This is a genomic window from Demequina lutea (assembly GCF_013409005.1).
Classification (GTDB): Bacteria; Actinomycetota; Actinomycetes; order Actinomycetales; family Demequinaceae; genus Demequina; species Demequina lutea.
The window spans coordinates 1013518-1033494 of sequence record NZ_JACBZO010000001.1 but is presented as its reverse complement, the minus strand read 5'-3'; the positions used below and the strand labels follow the sequence as shown (position 1 = coordinate 1033494).

Sequence of the window (19977 nt, the reverse complement as noted above, 5' to 3'; positions counted from 1 at the left end):
ACGCTGAAGCCAACAACTGCCAAGTGCTGCCGAACCGCCCGGCTAGGCAAGGCAAGAACGCTGGCCTCCGGCGTGCGCCGAGGCCCGGTGGATGTGGATCTGTCCGGGAGCATGCCTCTACTATGCCGCATAGAGAGCTAAGAGGTTGCGTAGCAGGAAGTGGTCCGCCAGAAATCTTCCCACCCCAAGGACCGGGAGGGTTCTCTCCCGCTCACTCGATGTCGATGTCGGCGGCGTCGACGCAAAGCGCTTGCGCCCCACGGCGCACGAATGCCGGCCGGGCCCACAGCCCGGCCGGCATTCGCCAGCGATCGTCAGGAAGACTTCTCTTAAGAAGTCACGCTAGCGATCGACCACCCTTCCTGCCGGAGCCAGCGTCACGACCGTGGCCGCTGTCCTCCTTGCCGGCATCCGAGCCGCGACCGTGGTCGTTGTCTCCCTTGCCGGAGATCGATGCCACTGTGCCGTCTTGCGGGTTGAGCATGACCGTCGGAGCCGTGCGACCGTGGAAGTTGAACATGTTCACGATGGACCCCGCACCAGCGTCGGTCGACCCGTCGCCGATCCTGCCCGTGCCCCAGTTGTCCTCGATGAATTGCGTCACCGAGCTCTGGTCGGTCTGGGTGTGATCCACGAAGTTCGTCTTCGCGTACGGCGAGATGACGAGGAACGGCTGACGGGTGCCCGGGCCGCAGCGGTCCTGGTAACCGCCCAGGATCGACACGCCGGCGCTGGCCGCGTCGGTGCATAGTGCCGCGTCGTCCACGCTGTTGGATGCGTTCGTCAAGTTCGCCATCGTGTGGTCGTACCAGCCGTCCGAGTCGTCGTACAGGACGATGATCGCCGTGTCCTTCCAGTTCGGCGACGCCTGGATCTGGTTGATCGTGTCGACGAGGAAGTGCTGCTCGTCAATGGGATCGGAGTAGGCCGCGTGGCCGTCCTGGTAGCCGGGAGCCTTGAGGAACGAGACCGCCGGCATGTTCTTGCCGTCGACCACCTTGGAGAAGTCCGTCATGTCGTACTGGTGGTTGGCCTGATCGGTCTTGCCAATCATGGCCGTGGAGCTAGGCGGCAAGTGGTGCGGGTTCGCCGTGCTCGCGTAGTACTGGAACGGCTCGTGGTGCGGGATGTAGTCGGACGACGTCAGTCCGCCGACGTTCGTGTTGACGGAGCCACACACGGCTCGTCCGTTTGACGCGTCGGCGGCGCTCGTCGTGGGGCGGAATCCGCCTTCGAACCAACCCCACGTCGTGCCGTTCGCATTGAGCAGGTCACCGATGTTGGTGCCGTCCATGCCCGCGACGGGGTGTGCCGTCGACGAGCAGTCGTCCCACACCGGGTCGGGATCGTTAATGACGGTGCCGACGCCGTTCGCGTCGGGAATGCGCACCGTGTACGGGTCCGGGGCGGTGGTGAGCTGCCGAGTGACTGGGTCGTATGAGCGCACCCCGTGTGTCTGTCCCGCCACGAGGTTGAGGGCACCAGGGGTCGACGGCCCGAACGTCGTCGAGTACGAGTTGTCGCTCATCGCATACTGCTGCGCGTAGTTCCACAGGCCCATGACGGTGTTGCCGTCGTAGTAGCCCATGACGAGGCCGGGCGCGCCGTACAAACCGCTGCAGGAGTCCCTCGTGGTGTTCTCGACGAACTTGTCCATCAGGCCGCCGTTGTACGCCTTCTGCTCGTCCTGGTAGTGGTGGTCCTGGTCGCACGTCACGGCCTGCGCGGGCGTGAGTCGGAAAGGCTGGACGCTGTTGGGGTTGTTCGGGGCAAGCAGACCTGCCGACCCAAGCGTGTCGATCGCGGTAGGCGTGGTGGCCGACGCGGTGAAGGCGGGTGCCGCGACGCCGGTGCCCTGCAGGGTCTCGCCGGCAACGTTGGCCGCGACGGGGTACGTCGCGAAGTAGTGATCGAAGGACACATTCTCCTGGAAGATCACGACCAGGTGCTTGATAGGCGTGCGGGTGTCGCGACTGGGACCGTCGCTTGACTTCGCGACGGCCGGTGCGCCGGAGGCCGCGACCGCGAGCAAGGAAAGCGCCGTAACGCCGAGCGCGATGGCCGATGGGGACTTGGCAAGATGCCACATGTGATGAATCTCCTGTCGTTGGATGCCACGAACGGCCGACATCGGCCCCGTGGCGAAACTGACATTACGGACGAATACGGCGCTGCGACCGAGTGGCAACCGAACCGTCACCAAAGGTTCATCCGCGCGGGCTCTTGTGCCCTGTCGCGTGTCACCGGCCGCCCTTCTTCGGCTCGCGATCGTCGGTGCTCGGTCCTCGGTAAGAGGACCCGCCCGATCCCGCACCTGACAGAATTGGATCGTGACCCTCTCGACCTATCAAGTGACTCGCGTGCTTGCGCGCGAGGAGTGGGAGCCGCTCGCCCGCGCGCACGCCGCGCGCGCCGATGCCGCGACGGCCGGCCACCGCGAGCGGGCGCCGCGTCACGAGAGGCACCCCGTCGAGGACTTCGTTTACGAGTACTACAACACCCGGCCGATGCGTCTGCGCCGGTGGCACCCAGGCATCGGGCTGGCGCTCGAGGACGCGGCCGAACACGCCCAGTGGCGCCACTACACGACGCGCGACGGGGCGACGTTCGCGGACGCCGCAGCATTTTGGGAGGCGCGTGGCCGCACCGTCGACTACGTCGACGCGCTACTGCGGGCCACCGCTTCCCGCCCGGCACGGCTTGGATGCTTTGGGCTCCACGAGTGGGCGATGGTGTACCGGGCAGACGACGATCGCCGCCACCCACTCCCGCTACGCCTGGGACGGGCTGGGACCGATGGCGTCGTCGAGGAGCACAAGATCGTGTGCACGCACGTCGACGCATTCCGCTTCTTCACACCCGAGGCGGCACCGCTCAACGCGACGCAACTCACGCGCGAAACGCAGGTGGCGAGTGAACAGCCAGGCTGCCTGCACGCGAACATGGACCTCTACAAGTGGGCTTCCAAACTCGTGCCCGCGGTATCGAGCGAGCTCATCATGGACGCCTTCGAACTCGCCATGGAGATCCGAAGCGTGGACATGCAGGCTTCGCCGTACGACGTGCGGCAGCTGGGGCTCACCCCCATCGCCATCGAAACGGTCGAGGGAAAGCGCGAGTACACGGAACACCAGGCGGAGTTCGCCGTGATAGCGGCCGCGCTACGGGAGCGCCTCATCGACGCTTGCGCCGCAATACGCGAGGCCGCCGAGCAGGTCAGGGCCTAGAGACCAGCACGCACCTGATCCACGCCCTTGTTCGCGAGCTCATCGGCCCGCTCGTTGCCGGGATCCCCCGCGTGCCCCTTGACCCACACCCACGTGACGTCGTGGCGGGCCACCTGAGCGTCGAGTGCCTGCCACAACTCCTGGTTCTTGACCGGCTTCTTGTCCGAGGTGCGCCATCCGTTGCGCTTCCAGCCCGCCATCCACGACTTGACGCCCTGCATCACGTAGGTGGAGTCGACGTGGAGTGTGACATCGCAGCGCTGGGTGAGCGCCTTGAGTCCCTCGATGACGGCGGTGAGTTCCATCTTGTTGTTCGTGGTCAGGAGGTCGCCGCCGCACAACTCGCGCTCGTGACCGTTCGAGCGCATCCACGCGCCCCATCCGCCCACGCCGGGGTTGCCCTTGCACGCACCGTCTGTCCACATGTCGACTTGGGGCTTCGCTTCTTCGGTCACGCCGACACCTTACGACAGCGGGCTTGCTCGGAGACCGCGCCATGCCGCCACCCCTGCTTCGGCCAGCCATCGCGGGCCCAACTCCCCGCGCGAACTGTCGCGTGAGCACCACAAATCGACAGTCGCCACCGCCTCCCCGCACGTCCGAGCAAACGAAAGTGGATATGTGGTGCTCACCCGACGTTTCACCACCGGACGTGGCCCGGCGCGGCACAATGGAACCATGTCCAAGCACGCCGCCAAGCATGAGCACGCGTCGACGCCTGCCGTTGCCGTCCTGGTAGAGGCGGGCATCGACCACACCCTTCACCACTACGAGCACGACCCGGCGAGCGACCTCGGCTATGGCCTCGAGGCCGCTGCGGCGATCGGCGTCAACCCTGAGCAGGTCTTCAAGACCCTGTGCGCGTACGTCGACGGGCACCTGTCAGTAGGAATCGTGCCCGTGAGCGGGATGCTCGACCTCAAGGCTCTCGCTCACGCGTTGGGCGGCAAGAAGGCCGAGATGGCTCCCCCGGCCGACGCCGAGCGGTCATCCGGATACGTCGTGGGCGGCATCTCCCCCATCGGCCAGCGCAAGGCTCTCCCTAGCGCCCTCGACGAGACGGCCGAGTTGTACGACGTGATCTACGTGAGCGGCGGCAGGCGCGGCCTCGACATCGGCCTGTCACCCGCTGACCTCGTCGCGGTGACCCACGCGGTCATCGCCCCCCTCGCGAAGGACGCCTGATGGCGGATCTCGCGGCCGCCACGCCCGCATGGGATTACGCGGCCCGGCTCACGGAGGTGCGCGCCCGCATCCACACCACCGAGTACACCTCGGGGCGCGCGGCCTCCCACGTGCAGCTGCTCGTGGCCACCAAGGCATGGGACGCCGATGCCGCCGTCGCGGCGGTGCGTGCGGGCGCGGTCCTCGTGGGTGAGTCGCGCATGCAGGAGCTCGAGGTCAAGGGCGCGGCGCTCCGCGCCGCCGGCGCGCGCATCCACGTGATCGGCCAGCTGCAGCGCAACAAGGCCGCGACCGCCATCGAGTTCGCGGATTGCGTCCAGACCGTCGACTCTCTCGCGCTCGCCGAGCGCTTGTCGCGCCTGTGTGCCGAGGCGGAGAAGAACCTGGACGTGATGATCCAGGTCAACGTTTCCGGCGAAGACTCGAAGGCCGGCGTCGCACCACGCGAGGCTCTCAGGCTTGCCTCGGCCGCGCAGGCGCTGCCCTTCCTCACGGTCACGGGGTTCATGACTATCGGCCTCAATTCGCCCGACGAGGAGGCGGTCCGAGCCGGTTACGCGCGGCTCGCCGCACTCAGGGACGAGGCGCTGATCCGGTCGGAACGAGGCGAGATCGACCTGCGGGAGGCCTGGGAACTCTCGATGGGCATGTCGAACGACCTCGAGTGGGCCATCGCCGAAGGCGCGACTATTGTGCGCGTCGGCACCGCCGTCATGGGGCATCGCACCCGGTAAACCGCCGGTTGAGCCCTTTGTTGTCAAGCACGCTTGACAAATGGTCTTCTGTCAAGCATCCTTGTCATGACAAGGTCACTTGTCATCGCAAGGAGGTCGTCATGAACCGCGACAAGCGTTCCACACTCAAGCCGAACCTCGCCGTGTTCGTACCGCTGGCCACGTTGCCTGCGCTCGTCATGGCGGCCCTTCACGGCGAACACGAGTCGCGGTGGTCTGACCCGTCGACGTGGTGGGGCGTCGTGACAGGCATCCTGCTCGCGCTCGCGGTGCTCGGCGCCCGACTGATGGTCGGCCGCCGGAATCGAGACCAGTCGTGAAGAACGATGTCCGCGAATTGCGCGAGGCCTCGGGACTGTCCCAGGCGGCGCTCGGCGACGCTTTGGGTGTCTCGCGCCAGACCATCAACTCGATCGAGACGGGCAAGTACGACCCGTCTCTCCCATTGGCGATCGCGATCGCTCGCCACTTCCAAGCCACAGTTGAGGAGATCTTCCATGTTCACTGAGTCCGGTCTTTCCGCCCGCAAGTTCCTCGGCGGCCTCGTCGGAGGCACGATTGCCGGCGCCGCCTTGGGCATCGCGGCGCACCTCGTGCACAAGCCCGACTTCGGAAAGGGGGCAATGATCGGCGCTGGTGCCGTCCTCGTGTTGTTCATTCTGTCGGCCGCCCTCGGCGCGCGTAGACCCGCGGCCGCCCGGGTCATGTTGGGAATCAAGGACGAGCGAGAGCGGGCCATCTCGGTGCGCGCTGGCGCCGACGCGGCGCTCGCCATGTTCGGGGTGGGGCTCATCGTCACCATCGCGGGATTGTGGAACATTCCCCCGCTACTGCCGGGCGGCGCGGTCCTCATTGGAGGCGAGGCCGCGTTCGCGGTCAGTCTCCTGATTCGCCTGCGCCGCTCGTAGCGTATCGAGGAAGGCAAGCCTTCCTACCGCCCCTGCGAAGCCAAAGGTACATTTGGCGGCATGAGTAGCCCCACACACAAAGCCGACTTCAGGCGCGGCCCCGACGAGGCCGACATCTCCTCCCGACTCAACTGGCTTCGCGCCGGAGTGTTGGGGGCGAACGATGGCATCGTCTCGATCGCCGCGCTTCTTGTCGGCGTGGCCGCGGCAACGACCGACAGCGGCGTCATCTTCACGGCCGCCATGGCCGGCATCGCGGCAGGTGCGCTATCGATGGGCGTGGGCGAATACGTGTCGGTGTCGAGCCAGCGCGACGCCGAAGAGGCGCAGATCGCGCGCGAACGGATCTGGCAGAAGGCCCGCCCCGCATGGGAACTCGAGCAGTTGGTGCGCCTCAACATGGAGACCGGAATGTCCGAGGAGACGGCCCGCAAGGCCGCCGTCGAGCAGACCGCCAAGGACCCCATCGCGATCCACGCCCGCATGCACCTTGGCGTCGATCCAGACGAACTCACCAAGCCCATGCACGCCGGCATCGCATCCCTGATCGCGTTCAGCGTGGGCGGCATCGGCCCCTTGCTCACCACGCTGCTCCCGCCGGCGCACCTCAGGATTCCCCTGACGTTCATCATGGTGCTCATCGCTCTCGCGATCACCGGCTACACGTCTGCCCATGTGGCGCACTCGCCCTTCATCAAGGCGATCGTGCGCAACGTCAGCGGTGGCGCCGCGGCCATGGTGATCACGTACGGCATCGGCCTCTTGGTCGGCTCGACGCTCTAGTCGGCCGCGCACCTACGGCGCCACGCCAACTCCCGCCGCGCCTACGGCGCTACGCCGACTCCCACCGTGCCTACGGCACGAGATTGATCCACGCGTCCGTGGCGAATTTCTCGACGGCGAGGGCCTCGGCTTTGGCGAGCTCGTCGGCCCGCACAGCTCCAGGCACGGTCGCGTAGCGCGACTCGAAGTGGCCCAGGAACGACTCGATGATCGCGTCACGAGTCATCCCCGTCTGGCTCCGCAGCGGGTCCACGCGCTTGTTGGCGCTCTTGGTTCCCTTGTCGGACAGCTTCTCGCGGCCAATGCGCAGCACATCGAGCATCGCGTCGGCGTCGATGTCGTACGCCATCGTGACGTGGTGGAGCACCGCTCCCGCGATGTAGCGCTTCTGTGCGGCGCCCGCGATCTTGCCCGCCGGCGAGGCGATGTCGTTGAGCGGCACGTACGTGGCCTGGATCCCCAACTCGCGCAGCGCGCCAAGCACCCAGTCGTCCAAGAACGCGTACGACTGTTCGAAGGACAGGCCCTCAACCAGGGACGACGGCGCATACAACGAGTAGGTGATGGTGTTGCCAGGCTGAATGAACATCGCGCCGCCGCCAGACACGCGCCTCGTGACCGTGACTTCGTGACGCGCCGCACCCTCGGAATCGATCTCGTTGCGAATCGACTGGAAGGAACCGATCACCACGGTGTTGCGCTCCCATTCCCAAATGCGGAGCGCCGGCCCGCGCCGGCCCGCGCCCACCTCTTGGGCGAGCACCTCGTCGAGGGCCATCTGCAGGTGAGGTTCTCGCGGCTCGTCGTGAATGAGTTCAAACGTGTGGTCGTGCCAACCTGTCGCGTGGCCGAGCGCGCGCCTCACGGCGATCGCGACGGCCTCGGGGCTGAAGCCGATGAACCGTGAATCGGCCCCAGCGGCGCGAGACACCGCAGCGGCCAACTCTGCGACGGGCATAGATGTGGGCATCCCCACCAATTGCGAGTTGATCGCGACAAGCGCCTCGGCGGGCTCAAGGAAGAAGTCTCCCGAGATGACGACGCCGCTCAGCGCCGCCTCGGTGCCCTCACCAGAGGTTTCGACATCGGCAACTACGAGCTTGCCGCCAGGGATCTTGTATTCACCATGCATGGTGTCCATTGTCCCCGTTACGGAATGGGGACTACGTCCGCCTTCAGCAATCCGTAGAACAGTGCGTCCGTGAGGGCCTCCCACGAGGCCTCGATCACGTTGGGGCCCACGCCCACGGTGCGCCACGAGCGCCCCGTCTCCGTGTCCACCGTCGTGATGAGCACTCGTGTGACGGCATCGGTGCCGTGAGAGGCGTCCATGATGCGCACCTTGAAGTCGACCAGGTCGAAGCGTCCGATCTCGGGGTACACGGTGCTGACCGCTTGCCGCAGCGCGTGGTCGAGAGCGTTCACGGGGCCATTGCCCTCCCCCACCGTGAGGATGCGTTGTTCGCCTCCGGCTCGCAGCTTCACGACCGCCTCGGCGTTGGCGTTCTTCGGGTCGCCTGGCGTGGACGCGACGTTGACGGCCCAGTTTTCGACCGTCCAGTACCTCGGCGCCTCGCCAAGCTCCGAGCGCAACAGCAACTCAAACGACGCATCGGCCGCATCGAAGGTGTAGCCCTGGGCCTCGGCGTTCTTGACGCGCTCGGTGACGCGAGTAAGAAGTTCGCCCTGACCGGCGAGGTCGAAGCCGAGCTCCTTGCCCTTGAGCTCGATCGACGCGCGACCCGCCATCTCCGACACGAGCATCCTCATGTCGTTGCCGACGCCTGCGGGGTCGGTGTGCTGGTACAGGTCGGGATCCACCTTGATCGCCGATGCGTGGAGGCCAGCCTTGTGCGCAAACGCCGACGCTCCTACGTAGGGCTGGCGGGGGAAGGGAGCGATGTTGGTGATCTCCGAGATCGCGTGCGACAGCCGGGTCGACTCGCGAAGACCGCCCGACTTGAGCGCAATGGCTCCGCGCTTGAGCTCGAGGTTCGCGGCGACGGCGATGAGGTCCGCGTTGCCGGTCCTCTCCCCGTAACCGTTGACACATCCCTGTACGTGCAACGCACCCGCGGCGACGGCAGCCATCGAGTTCGCGACCGCGCAGCCCGAATCGTTGTGTGCGTGGATTCCGAGCGTGGTGGTGGTCCTCGCGGCAACTTCCGTCACGATGCGGTCCACCTCATCCGGGAGCATTCCACCATTGGTGTCGCAGAGAACCAGCGTCGATGCGCCCGCTTCGGCGCCTGCGAGCAGCGCGCGAACGGCGTATTCACAGTCGTAGCGATAGCCGTCGAAGAAGTGTTCCGCGTCGAGAAGGACTCGATGTCCCTCACCCACCAAGAACGCGACGGTCTCGGAAATCATCGCGAGATTTTCGTCGCCCGACACCCGCAGTGCCCGCTCGACGTGTCGCACGTCGGACTTGGCCACGAGCGTGATGATGGGTGCCTCGGAGTCAAGGAGCGCCCGCACTTGGGGGTCCGAGCCAGCCGAGGTGCCCGCGCGTCGGGTCATGCCAAATGCCGCAAACTGGGCGTTCTTGAACGTGAGTTCCTTGGCCACAAGCGAGAAGAAGTCGGTGTCCTTGGGAACCGCACCGGGCCATCCGCCCTCGATGACTCCCACCCCGAGCTCGTCGAGAAGTGCCGCGATGGCCATCTTGTCCGCCACCGACAGGTTCATACCCTCTTGCTGCGCGCCGTCACGCAGCGTCGTGTCATAGATCTCCACGGTGAGACCCGCCATGATGCTCTCCTCGTTCTAGCGGCCCGCCAGCACCAATCGCTCCAACAAAAAAGCCCCCCAGGCATCGGGAGGCTGCGCGTCGGGGGTGCCGACGCGCTACGGAATGATGACCGTTGTTTCCATCGACTTCATTGTGACACAACACCCGGGTTTTGGCGGCAATCGCGATGCGCCGGCCCCTGGGCCCTGACGGGACTCGCGCCAACTATTTGTGGACGATCTCACACTATCTTTGGGTTTGCCACGCAACGCCTCCTACGATGGTCCTATGTCCGTAAGCGTGGAAGTGGCGACGGTGCGGGGCGGCCCGCCGCCGATCTATGCGGCGAGCGCGCGATGACACAATCCTGGTACGCGCCCTTGTTGACACGCGCCGCAATCCTCAGGACCATCGGAGTCACCTCCACTCTCACAGTGTTTGTTGTAGACATCCTCCTTCCGCACGGATACGACATCGCCTACCTCTATGCGGTGACGGTGCTGGTGGCGGCCTTCTCACGACGTAGCAAAACGGTGATTCGCACCGCGTTCGGCGCTGTGGGGCTCACGTTCATCGCGTTCGCCCTCAAGAAACACCCGGGCACTCCTGGCGGAACCGGCATGGATGTCTTCAGCCGTGTGATGGCGTCCGCGGTCATCGCGCTGATCGCGGTCGTCGCGATCGCTGTCATTCAGCGAGAGCTCAAGAACTACGAACTCGGAAAGGCACTTCACGCCGCCGAGGGCGACAGGGACCTAGACAGGCGCATGCTCGCGGCTGCGAGCACGATCTCACCGATTGGAACGTGGTCCATCGAGGTTGACGACGACCGCATGGATTTGTCGGATGAGGCCGCCATCATGCATGGCACCCGACCGGGCGACCGCCCGCTGCGAAGCGAGGTCTTGAGCCACATGGATCCGGCCGACGCTCAACGCCTGAGGGACCGCGTCACGCGCGCTTGGGAGTCCGGCATCCCCTTCAGGGAGGAAGTGAGGATCAACAAACCTGACGGCACCCACCGGTGGATCGTCACCATGGGCGAGAAGACTCAGTTCGACGACGGCTCGGTTGCCCGCGTGCACGGCACGGTCCAGGACATCACCCTGTGGAAGGAGGCGGAACTCGCGGCATCGGTCTTGGGAAACCGCTTCTCGCAGCTCGCGAAGTCGCTTCCGATCATCATCTGGACCGCCGACCCCCAAGGGCACGTCGACTATTTCAATGACTTCTTGTCGAGGTACACCGGCCTGCCTGACGAGGAATTGCAAAATGACGGGTGGGTGACCACAGTCGACCCCCGCGACATTGACGGGGTCCTCGAACAGTGGAGTGAGGTGCGCGCCGCGGGTAGCAACCTCGACATCGAGTACCGGGTTCGCGGAGCGGATGGCATCTATCGCTGGCATCACGTGGCCGCGCAGCCGGAGAGGAACTCAAGCGGCGAGATTGTGCGGTGGTGGGGAAGCACCATCAACGTCGACGCGACTCGGCGGCTGCGCGAGGAAGCGGAGGCGCTTGCTGCCGAACGTGAGATCATCCTCGAAAGCATGAGTGAAGGAGTCTCTGCCTTCGACTTTGACTGGCGCTTTGTCTACGTCAACGCCAGCGCGGAACGCATCCTCGAACACACTCGAGAGGAGTTGCTCGGCCGCACCGTCTGGGAGCAGTTCCCCGGCCTTGAGGGACGCGATCTCCGCGGCACCGTCGCACAGACGCTGGAAAGCCACACACTCGAACGCTTCTCGTACCGCACGTTGACGGGCAAGTGGCTCGAGATATCGATCTCCCCCAGCGCCGTGGGTGCGACGGTCTTTTTCCGCGACGTGACCGAGGTCCGCCAACTTTCCGAACAATTGGCTCAGTCACAGCGACTGGAGGCGGTTGGCCAGCTCACTGGCGGCATCGCCCACGACTTCAACAACCTGCTCACCGTGGTCTTGGGCGGCGCCGACGCGTTGACCGCAGACCCCACGCTCACGGACGACTCCCGCGAAATGGCCAAGCTCATCGGCAGCGCGGCCGAGCGCGGCGCGGAACTCACCCATCGGCTCCTGGCGTTCGCACGTCGCCAGCCTTTGGAACCCCAATCGGTAGACCTCTCGGAGCGACTGAAACAACTCGAACCAATGTTGCGCCGCACCCTGGGCGAACACATCGACATCGTGGTCAAAACAGACGGAATCGCTCCGGCCGAGGTGGACCCTGGCCAATTCGAAAACGCGCTCCTCAACCTGGCCATCAATGCGAGGGACGCCATGCCTGACGGCGGCACCCTGACCATCGAGGTGGGCACCGTCACGCTCGACGAGCCATACGTGACGGCTCATGCCGACGTCGCCGCGGGCACCTACGTGGCGGTGACGGTCAGCGACTCGGGCACCGGAATCGACCCTGATCACATGGGACACCTCTTCGACCCGTTCTACACCACCAAGATGACGGCACAGGGCTCGGGCCTTGGGCTTGCGATGGTGTGGGGATTCATCAAGCAAAGCGGCGGACACATCACCGTATACAGCGAGTTAGGTTACGGGACCTCCTTTAGAATGTACTTGCCGCCGGCTGTGAAGGTGCCCGTCCCCCCAAGACCGGCGAGCGTGCAGATCTCCACGGGACCCTTGACTGGCACGATCCTGCTCGCGGAGGACGACGACCTGGTGAGGGTCTTCGCCACTGATCGCCTGAGGGCCAAGGGATACGAGGTGGTTGCGGCGGCCTCCGGCCCAGCAGCGCTCGAGGCGCTCGAGGCGATAGAGCGACTGGATCTGCTGTTCACCGACGTGATCATGCCGGGAGGAATGACGGGACGCCAGCTCGCCGACGCGGTGGTAGCGAGGCGCCCCGGCACTCCGGTCCTCTATGCCTCCGGGTACACGGAAAACGTCATTATCCACAACGACAGGCTCGACCCAGGGGTGAAGCTCCTCGCGAAGCCTTACTCCACAAGGCAACTCGTCGAGCGCGTCGGCGATCTGCTTGCCACCATCGCAGCGGACCCGTCATGAAAACACAACGGCCCAAGGGCCGCGTCCTCATCATCGACGACGATCACCTCGTCGGCGCGATGCTCGTCGCCCATGCGCACGCCTCGGGCTTCGATGCAAAGGTCACCGACGACCCGGAGTTGTTCTATTCGTTGGCACGCGACTGGAAGCCCACCTTCGTGGTGGTGGACCTCGTGATGGGCGAGGTCGACGGGCTCACGGTGCTGAAGGCCCTTGCCGAGATGCACTCGGATGCCGCGGTCGTGATCGCGAGCGGCATGGGTGCAAAGATCCTGGACTCTGCCAGGCAATTTGCCTCCGCGAGCGGGCTTGCATACGGCGGAGTGCTTCACAAGCCATTCCACAGGGCGGACGTTGCGGCGGTGCTCGCGGCCGGTTCGCACGCGCCCGACGCAGACGGCGCGGTACTCGACGTATTCGGCGAATGGGACTCGGACCGTTTCGAGGAGGCGCTACTGCGCGCCGTGGCCCGCGATGAGCTCGGCGTGGCCTTCCAACCCAAGGTGGCCTGCGTCGATGGTCGCCTCGTTGGCTACGAAGCACTCGTCCGCTGGAGCCACCCCACCCTGGGCGCCATCCCGCCCGATGCGTTCATTCCGAGAGCCGAGAGCCTGCGCCTCGTGAGTCTCGTGACGGACTCGGTCGCCGCCACCTCGATGGCGTGGTTCGCGTCCGCGAGGGCCCACACCTCGGAGCGGCTCGCAATCAACATTTCCGCGGTCGAGCTCACCGGTCCCGACCTGGGCACCCGGCTGTTGGCCGAATGCCATCGGTCTGGAGTCGACCCGTCACGCATCATCCTTGAGGTCACGGAGACGAGCGCGATGGCCAACCCGACCGAGTCGCTTGAGATCCTCACCCGTTTGCGGCTCGACGGCTTCCAATTGTCGATCGACGACTTTGGCACCGGCTACTCGTCGATGGTCCAGCTATCGACGATGCCGTTCACCGAGGTCAAGATCGACAGGTCCTTCGTTCGCAACCTTGGCTCATCGCTACCCGCTGAGGTCATGGTTCGTTCAATGCTCGATCTCAGCAGGGGCCTCGGAGTTGAATGCGTGGCGGAAGGCGTCGAAACGGCGGCGGCGCTGGAAGTGCTGAGCGAAATGGGATGCGACTTTGCCCAGGGTTACCACATCGGGTACCCCATGACCGAGTCCGACCTCGAGGCATGGATCGTCGCTCACAACGCCCGCCTCTAGCACCCCTCACGACGCGGCGCCCTACGCCGCTGGGTTCACGATGCAGCGGTGCCGTTGAGCACGCGCCTGCGATGCTTCCAGTCGGGCAGGTGCTCGTCCATCACTGAGTAGAAGCGCGCGTTGTGCCCTCGCTCGATGAGGTGTGCGAGTTCGTGGACGATGACGTATTCGAGAAGCGACGGGTCGCGTCGCGCGAGTTCCAGGTTGAGCGTGACGCGCTTGGTGGTCGTGTTGCACGTGCCCCATCGCGTCTTCATGCGGCGAATGGCGATCGTGGGCATCGGGACGCCCATTACTTGCGCCCAATACTCCATGAGCGGCGGCACGTTGGTCTTCAGAGTGCTCCGCAGCGCCTCCGCCTCGGGGCCCGCCGCGAGCGGCTGAGGTTGACCGGCGAGCCGCTCCCTGTGCTTGGCAATCCACGCGGCCTTGTCCGCAACGAACGCGGAGATCGTGGACACCGGCACATGCCTGGGCGCGCTCACGACCACCTCGCCGTGCGGTGCCTTCACCGTGAGGCGAAGGTTCTTGATCCGCTTGCGATTGATCGTGTATTCGAACGGCGCTTCCATGGTGCGATCAGAGTACGCCCGGCCTCAGACACCGTCACTCAGGCTTGCTGCACCCGCTGTGTGTCGGCCGCCAAGGCGCGCAACTCATCCGCGGTTGTCCGCTTTACGTATGCCGGGGTGTCACGCTCGACGCGCCAGGACTCGGTCAGGGGCCCCAGATCGACGGCGTCGTATCCCAGGCTGTCGAGGAACTGCGCGACGGCGGATTTCGCGACGCCGTCGTTCCCCGCAATGGGCAAGGCGCGGCGGTTCTCGGTGCCCGTCGGCAACCCGTCGGTAGGGATCTCGTTGGCGTAGATGTTGTTGAAGGCCTTCACGACATGGCTCTCGGGCAAGTGACCCTGGAGCAGCTCTGACGTGGTGGAGGCGTTGGTGTCGAGCGCCTCTATACGGCCGTCGCGCTGCGGGTAATAGTTGTTCGCGTCGATCACGACCTTGCCCTTGAGCGGCTCCACAGGGACCGCTTCGCGTGCGTGCAAGGGAACCGCGATGAGCACCAGGTCACCGGCCTCGGCGGCCTCGTGGGCCGTCGCGGCGCGGGCCTTGGGTCCAAGCTGCGCGACCACGTCCGCGAGTGATTCGGGGCCGCGAGAGTTGGCGAGCACCACGTCGTAACCTGCGTTGACGGCCGCCTGGGCCACGTTCGTGCCGATCCTGCCGGCACCGATCATTGCGATAGTAGGCATGTGGAGTGAACGGGCGCGGGGCGAGAGCAATTCCCGAACACGGCGGCCCGCTTCCACGACCTCGCCCCGCACGAAGGCCTATCCGGTCAATGCGACGCCGCAATCCCAAGCCACAGGACCAGGACTCTAGCCCTTGTCCTTGCATTGCTCGCATTGGGAGTAGTCGTTCGTACCGTTCGCCCGTTGACCGGCCGGAATCTTCTCGCCCTCCGGGCAGTCGTTGTGATTGTGGTACACATCGGGATCATCCGGATTCCTCGAGTGATACGGATAGGTCCTCATGGGATTGCGCCCCTCTCTCCCGTTCTTAGTTGCAACCTGCTCGTCCAATCTATTCCTAGTGGGAACATTGCGCGTGGCAACCCAACCCCCAATGCCTCATCTGCGTACTACCTGCATGAAGCGCGCAAGGACGACCCCATGAGCACATGGTCTCGCGCACTGGATGAGTTGGTCCGCGAGCGTGGCCCCGCCCTCTTCGGTTACGCCTACGTCCTGACGGGCGACAGCGCCGACGCCGTCGCTACGAGCGTCGCCTTTCACGAGGCAATCCTCGCCCTCCCCCCGCGCGAGCGGGCCTGCATCGTGCTGCGCTACCTCGAGGACAAGCCCGTGGGCGCGATCGCCTCCGAGCTCGGCCTGGCGACGGGCACCGTCAAGCGCTACCTGTCCGACGCCGTCGCCGCCTTGCGAGCGAGCGCCGACATCGACTTCACCGCCGACGAGAAAATCGCCGTCGTTTCCCACTCTGGAGGCAACTCATGAACACCGCACACGAAGAACTTGAACGCATCGCCCGTGCGGGCGCCGGCCACTTCGCTCAGAGCGCTCTTGCGTCCGGTCATGCCGACGTGACCCGTCGGGTCCGCCGCCACCGCACCGCGAGGGCCGCCGCGACCACCGTGGCGGGCATCGGCGTCATTGGTGGCGCGACGTGGGGCGGACTGGCGGCGTTCGGCCAGGGCAATGCCCTGGCACCGGGCGGCACGCTGGCGAGCCCCGCGACAACGAGCGAATCGCCGTCGCCGAGCCCAGCACCCGCGCGCATCGAAGACGCCGTCACCGTGCCAAGTGCCCACACGCTCGACTTCGTTTCTACCAAGCTCAGTGAGGCATACGGGGTCTCGCAAGACGATGCGCTCGCCGCGATCACTGCATCGGTCCGGGAGCTCGCTCCCGAGGCAAGCACACCAGAGGGCTGGCCGATGCCAGGCACGTTCGACCTCACCGTTGCGCCCACGGTGCGCGATGCCGCCGACCTGATGGTCTCGGCGCGCGTAAAGGAGTTCACGGACCTGGGCGTGCCCCGCGCTGACTGGCAGACGGTCATCACCAAGGCATCCCTCGTGGAGCGCGAGGCCAAGCTTGACGTGGACAGGCCCAAGATCGCGCGCGTCATCGACAACCGCTTGGCAAAGGGAATGAAGCTCGAGCTCGATTCGACGGTCAAGTACATCTCGCCGGTCGAGGGAGTGTTCACCACGGACGCCGACAGGGCCATCGACTCTCCGTACAACACGTACCTGTACCAGGGGCTCCCGCCCGGCGCGATAGCGGCGCCTTCCGATGCATCGATCCGCGCGGTCCTCAACCCGGCCGAGGGCGACTGGCTGTTCTTCGTGACCGTCAACCTCGACACGGGCGAGACCGCGTACGCAACGACGTTCGCGGAGCACCAGGCGAACGTGCAGAAGCTTCAACAGTGGGTCAGCGAACACGCCGCATCCGTGCCGCCGGATCCGGGCAACTAGACCTCGCACGACCAAGCTCGGCGAGCTCGTGTCAGCAGCACGCCCGCGGTCATGCCAGAGTGAGTGACACCCCAGGAAGGTGGCTCGCGTGCGGCATCAGGCACAGGTTGTGTGGTGGCACGTCTACCCCCTCGGGTTCCTTGGCGCCACGATCCGGCCCGATGGCGGTGCGGCATCCGCTCCAGCGGCACCCACCCGCACCCTGACGTCGCTCATCCCGTGGCTCGACTACGCGGCGGACCTCGGCTTCGAGGGTCTGCTGCTCGGCCCGATCTTCCGCTCGTCGAGTCACGGCTACGACACGCTCGACCACCTCGCGATCGACCCGCGCCTTGGCACCGAGGCGGACTTCGACGCGCTCGCCGCGGCGTGTGCGGCACGCGGAATGCACCTGGCCCTCGATGGCGTCTTCAACCACGTGGGCGACCAGCATCCGTGGGTTCTTGACGCGCTGGCCAACGGGCCCGACTCCCCCGGCGCCAAGCGCGTGCGTGTCGACCACGCGGCCGACGGCACGGCATCGGCGCACGTGTTTGAGGGCCATGGCGGCCTCATCACCCTCAGGCACGACGCCGAGGAGGTGCGCGCCTACACGGCCGAGGTCATGATGCACTGGCTCGGCCTCGGGGCCACCTCGTGGCGCCTCGACGCCGCCTATGCGGTCCCGAACGACTTCTGGGCCGATGTCCTGGGACGCACGCGCGCCTCCCACCCCGACGCCTGGTTCCTGGCCGAGGTGATCCACGGCGACTACGCCGCGATCGCCGCGGCGAGCACGGTCGACAGCGTCACGCAGTACGAACTGTGGAAGTCGCTCTGGAGCTCGATCGCGAACCGCAACTTCTTCGAGCTTGACTGGACCCTCACGCGCCACCTTGAGTTTTGCGAGGCCTTCACCCCTTCCACGTTCGTTGGCAATCACGACGTCACCCGCATCGCCTCGCAGGTGGGCGTCGATGGTGCGATCGCGGCCCTGTGGCTACTCATGACGCTGCCCGGCACGCCATTCGTGTACTACGGCGACGAGGTGGGCGCGCTGGGCGTCAAGGAGGATCGCATCGGCGGCGACGATGCCGTGCGGCCCGAATACCCGCCCACACCCCCTGCCGATTGGGCCTCCGCTGCCGACGCGGCGCGCGTGCTTGAGGCCCACCGCGAGGCCCTCGATCTGCGCCGCAAAAATCCGTGGCTGACGCGGTCGAGCGTCACGGTCGAGCTGCTCGAGAACACCAGGATCACCTACGTGGCCCGCGGCGAGAACGAGGGCGAGGCCCTGCGCGTGGATGCCGATCTCGGTGCCGACCTGGCCGCCGCGCCGCACGTCACCGTCGTGCCGGTGAACCAGACCTAGACCGACTTGTGAGCGGCGAGCTACACCGATTCAGTCGCCGTCGGCATGGCTCGGGAGTATATCTCCTCGACCACGTCGGCGAAGTGCGTGATCACCACGTCGCGGCGGATCTTGAGTGACGCGGTCATCTCCTCGCGGGCCTCGGAAAACCCGCGGGGCAGAATCCGGTACTCCTTGATCGCCTCCGCGCGGGACACGTGCTCATTCGCCGCCGCGATGGCGCGGCCCACGAGTTCGCGCACGCGCTCATTCATCGAGGCCTCCTCGACGCCCATCTCGGGGAGCTTGTGCGCGGTCAGCCACGCGGCGAGCAGCGCCTCGTCCAGCGCTACTAGGGCGGACACGAAGTGCCGTCCCTCGCCCACCACCACGGTGTCCTGGATGGCGGGGTGCGAACGCATCGCGTCCTCGAGCATGGCGGGCTGCACATTCTTGCCCGACGACAGGACGAGGAGCTCCTTCTTGCGGCCGACGATGCTGAGCGCCCCGTCGCGAATCTCGCCCAGGTCGCCGGTGGCGAACCAGCCGTCGCGCATGACCTCCGCAGTCGCCTCGGGCGCGTTCCAGTAGCCGGCGAAGGTGTTGGCGCCCTTGGTGAGGATCTCGCCGTCGTCGGCCAGGGTGAGCATGCCTCCTGCAATGGGCTTGCCCACGGTGCCCATGATGCCCGTCTTGTCGGGTGACCCCGAGTGCGCCGCCGTGGTCTCGGTCAGGCCGTAACCCTGTAGCACCTCGACGCCAAGCCCGCGGAAGAAGTGCCCCACCTCGGGCGTCAGCTTGGCGCCGCCCGACAGGAAGTAGGCCATCTGGCCGCCAAGAAGCTCGCGGATCTTGCCCAACACCAGCTTGTCGGCGATCGCGAAGCGCAGCCCGAGCGTGGCCCTGTGAGTGCCCTCGTCTCGCGCCCTCGACTTTTCCCTCGACACCTTGGCTGACCAGCGGAAGAGCGTCTTGCGTACGCCCGTCATCGACGTGTCCGCGCGGTTGTAGATGGTCTCGAGCACGCGGGGCACCAGGGGCATCCAGGTGGGACGGAAACTCTTGAGGTCGGCCGCGAGCGTCTTGTGGGAGGGCGCGTAGCCGATCACGGCGCCCGAGCCCAGCGCGACCAGCATGACGAAGCGGGCAAACACGTGGGCGAGCGGGAGGAACAGCAGCACGCGCGTCTCGCCGCGCACGAAGCCCCCGAAGTCGGGGTCGAGCTCGACGTTCTTGGAGTGCTCCACGAGGTTGCCGTGCGTCAGCATCGCCCCCTTGGGCCTGCCCGTGGTGCCCGACGTGTAAATGATGGTGGCAAGGTCCTCGACCGTGACGTCTTTGGTGCGCGCGTCGAGCTCCGCATCGGAGATGATCTGGCCCAGGAGCGCGAGCTCGTCCATCGCGGCCTTGTCGAGGCCAACGAGCGCGGGAGCGGCCTCCAGAGCGGCGAGGGTTTCGCGGGTCTCCGCCCTTTCCGCGGCGACAAGGTGGATGCCAGCATCGGCGATGATCCACGCGAATTGCGACTGAGAGGACGAGGGGTAGATCGGCACCGTCACTGCCCCGGCGGCGAGAATCGCGAAGTCCATGACCGACCACTCGATGCGGGTCTCGCCCACGATGCCGACGCGGTCGCCCCGCTGAACCCCGGAGGCCATCAGTCCCTTGGCGACGGCGCGGACGCTCGTGTTGAACTCGATCAGGGTCACCATCGACCAAGAGCCGTGCTCATCCTTGACCTCGGCGAAGGCGCGCAAGGGGTCCGCCGCGACCCGCTCGGCGAGCATGGCGGCCACGTGCATTCCCTTGGGAATGACTGCCAAACCGGGCGACGACAGCACGATGCGAGTCATAACAAAA

19 protein-coding genes are annotated in these 19977 nt (G+C 66.0%); 12 read left to right on the top strand and 7 right to left on the bottom strand.

The features are described 5' to 3' along the window. Positions 1 to 337: 337 nt before the first annotated feature. Complete coding sequence (locus tag BKA03_RS05005) at positions 338 to 2089, bottom strand: phospholipase C (RefSeq protein ID WP_062075873.1); 1752 nt, start codon at positions 2087 to 2089, stop codon at positions 338 to 340. A 241-nt stretch (positions 2090 to 2330) separates the two neighbouring features. Between BKA03_RS05005 and BKA03_RS05000 the strand changes: the two genes are divergently transcribed. Beyond that, on the top strand, positions 2331 to 3227 hold the full coding sequence (locus BKA03_RS05000; RefSeq protein WP_218855986.1) for a 3-methyladenine DNA glycosylase: 897 nt from the start codon (positions 2331 to 2333) through the stop codon (positions 3225 to 3227). Here the strand turns inward: BKA03_RS05000 and rnhA are convergent. Beyond that, positions 3224 to 3652 (bottom strand): ribonuclease HI, encoded by a 429-nt coding sequence (gene rnhA, locus BKA03_RS04995; protein WP_062075953.1) that lies wholly within the window; start codon positions 3650 to 3652, stop codon positions 3224 to 3226. The two genes, BKA03_RS05000 and rnhA, sit on opposite strands and share 4 nt — an antisense overlap. Before the next feature lie 253 nt (positions 3653 to 3905). Between rnhA and ybaK the strand changes: the two genes are divergently transcribed. From ybaK to BKA03_RS04965, 6 genes are all read left to right on the top strand, one after another. After that, the gene (gene ybaK, locus BKA03_RS04990) at positions 3906 to 4412 is read left to right on the top strand and encodes a Cys-tRNA(Pro) deacylase (protein ID WP_062075872.1); all 507 of its coding nucleotides are present in this window, start codon (positions 3906 to 3908) and stop codon (positions 4410 to 4412) included. After that, positions 4412 to 5146 (top strand): YggS family pyridoxal phosphate-dependent enzyme, encoded by a 735-nt coding sequence (locus BKA03_RS04985; protein WP_062075871.1) that lies wholly within the window; start codon positions 4412 to 4414, stop codon positions 5144 to 5146. The genes ybaK and BKA03_RS04985 overlap by 1 nt, the downstream gene beginning before the upstream one ends. A gap of 101 nt (positions 5147 to 5247) precedes the next feature. Then, complete coding sequence (locus BKA03_RS04980; RefSeq protein WP_062075870.1) at positions 5248 to 5466, top strand: hypothetical protein; 219 nt, start codon at positions 5248 to 5250, stop codon at positions 5464 to 5466. Next, positions 5463 to 5654 (top strand): helix-turn-helix transcriptional regulator, encoded by a 192-nt coding sequence (locus BKA03_RS04975; protein ID WP_062075869.1) that lies wholly within the window; start codon positions 5463 to 5465, stop codon positions 5652 to 5654. Before BKA03_RS04980 ends, BKA03_RS04975 begins: the two co-directional genes overlap by 4 nt. Beyond that, positions 5644 to 6054: a hypothetical protein gene (locus BKA03_RS04970; RefSeq protein ID WP_062075868.1), complete on the top strand. Its 411-nt coding sequence runs from the start codon at positions 5644 to 5646 to the stop codon at positions 6052 to 6054. The genes BKA03_RS04975 and BKA03_RS04970 overlap by 11 nt, the downstream gene beginning before the upstream one ends. 60 nt (positions 6055 to 6114) lie before the next feature. Beyond that, a complete protein-coding gene (locus tag BKA03_RS04965) occupies positions 6115 to 6837 on the top strand; it encodes a VIT1/CCC1 transporter family protein (protein WP_062075867.1) in 723 nt (240 codons plus the stop codon). A gap of 70 nt (positions 6838 to 6907) precedes the next feature. Here BKA03_RS04965 and lplAB read toward each other — a convergent pair whose 3' ends face one another. Together lplAB and cimA are read right to left on the bottom strand one after the other, a co-directional pair. Beyond that, on the bottom strand, positions 6908 to 7969 hold the full coding sequence (lplAB, locus tag BKA03_RS04960; protein ID WP_062075952.1) for a lipoate-protein ligase LplAB: 1062 nt from the start codon (positions 7967 to 7969) through the stop codon (positions 6908 to 6910). A 17-nt stretch (positions 7970 to 7986) separates the two neighbouring features. Continuing rightward, a complete protein-coding gene (cimA, locus tag BKA03_RS04955) occupies positions 7987 to 9588 on the bottom strand; it encodes a citramalate synthase (RefSeq protein ID WP_062075866.1) in 1602 nt (533 codons plus the stop codon). Between the two features lie 414 nt (positions 9589 to 10002). Here cimA and BKA03_RS04950 point away from each other — a divergent pair, with 414 nt between their 5' ends. Both BKA03_RS04950 and BKA03_RS04945 read left to right on the top strand, forming a co-directional pair. Beyond that, a complete protein-coding gene (locus BKA03_RS04950; RefSeq protein ID WP_179397707.1) occupies positions 10003 to 12576 on the top strand; it encodes a hybrid sensor histidine kinase/response regulator in 2574 nt (857 codons plus the stop codon). Beyond that, positions 12573 to 13778, top strand: coding sequence for an EAL domain-containing response regulator (locus tag BKA03_RS04945; RefSeq protein WP_062075864.1), 1206 nt, complete (start codon positions 12573 to 12575; stop codon positions 13776 to 13778). Before BKA03_RS04950 ends, BKA03_RS04945 begins: the two co-directional genes overlap by 4 nt. 35 nt (positions 13779 to 13813) lie before the next feature. Here the strand turns inward: BKA03_RS04945 and BKA03_RS04940 are convergent, their stop codons facing one another. Together BKA03_RS04940 and BKA03_RS04935 are read right to left on the bottom strand one after the other, a co-directional pair. Further along, positions 13814 to 14350, bottom strand: coding sequence for a M48 family metallopeptidase (locus BKA03_RS04940; RefSeq protein ID WP_062075863.1), 537 nt, complete (start codon positions 14348 to 14350; stop codon positions 13814 to 13816). 38 nt (positions 14351 to 14388) lie between these two features. Next, positions 14389 to 15093, bottom strand: a complete 705-nt coding sequence (locus BKA03_RS04935) for an NADPH-dependent F420 reductase (RefSeq protein WP_308477948.1) — start codon at positions 15091 to 15093, stop codon at positions 14389 to 14391. A 363-nt stretch (positions 15094 to 15456) separates the two neighbouring features. On the opposite strand from BKA03_RS04935, the gene BKA03_RS04930 reads away from it, so the two are divergent. The 3 genes from BKA03_RS04930 (at position 15457) to BKA03_RS04920 (ending at position 18138) form a co-directional block, all read left to right on the top strand. Further along, positions 15457 to 15801, top strand: a complete 345-nt coding sequence (locus BKA03_RS04930) for a sigma factor-like helix-turn-helix DNA-binding protein (protein WP_062075861.1) — start codon at positions 15457 to 15459, stop codon at positions 15799 to 15801. Continuing rightward, positions 15798 to 16787: an endolytic transglycosylase MltG gene (gene mltG / locus BKA03_RS04925; RefSeq protein WP_062075860.1), complete on the top strand. Its 990-nt coding sequence runs from the start codon at positions 15798 to 15800 to the stop codon at positions 16785 to 16787. The genes BKA03_RS04930 and mltG overlap by 4 nt, the downstream gene beginning before the upstream one ends. Before the next feature lie 88 nt (positions 16788 to 16875). Continuing rightward, positions 16876 to 18138: an alpha-amylase family glycosyl hydrolase gene (locus BKA03_RS04920; protein ID WP_062075951.1), complete on the top strand. Its 1263-nt coding sequence runs from the start codon at positions 16876 to 16878 to the stop codon at positions 18136 to 18138. A 20-nt stretch (positions 18139 to 18158) separates the two neighbouring features. Here BKA03_RS04920 and BKA03_RS04915 read toward each other — a convergent pair whose 3' ends face one another. Beyond that, the gene (locus BKA03_RS04915) at positions 18159 to 19970 is read right to left on the bottom strand and encodes an AMP-dependent synthetase/ligase (RefSeq protein WP_062075859.1); all 1812 of its coding nucleotides are present in this window, start codon (positions 19968 to 19970) and stop codon (positions 18159 to 18161) included. Positions 19971 to 19977 lie beyond the last annotated feature (7 nt).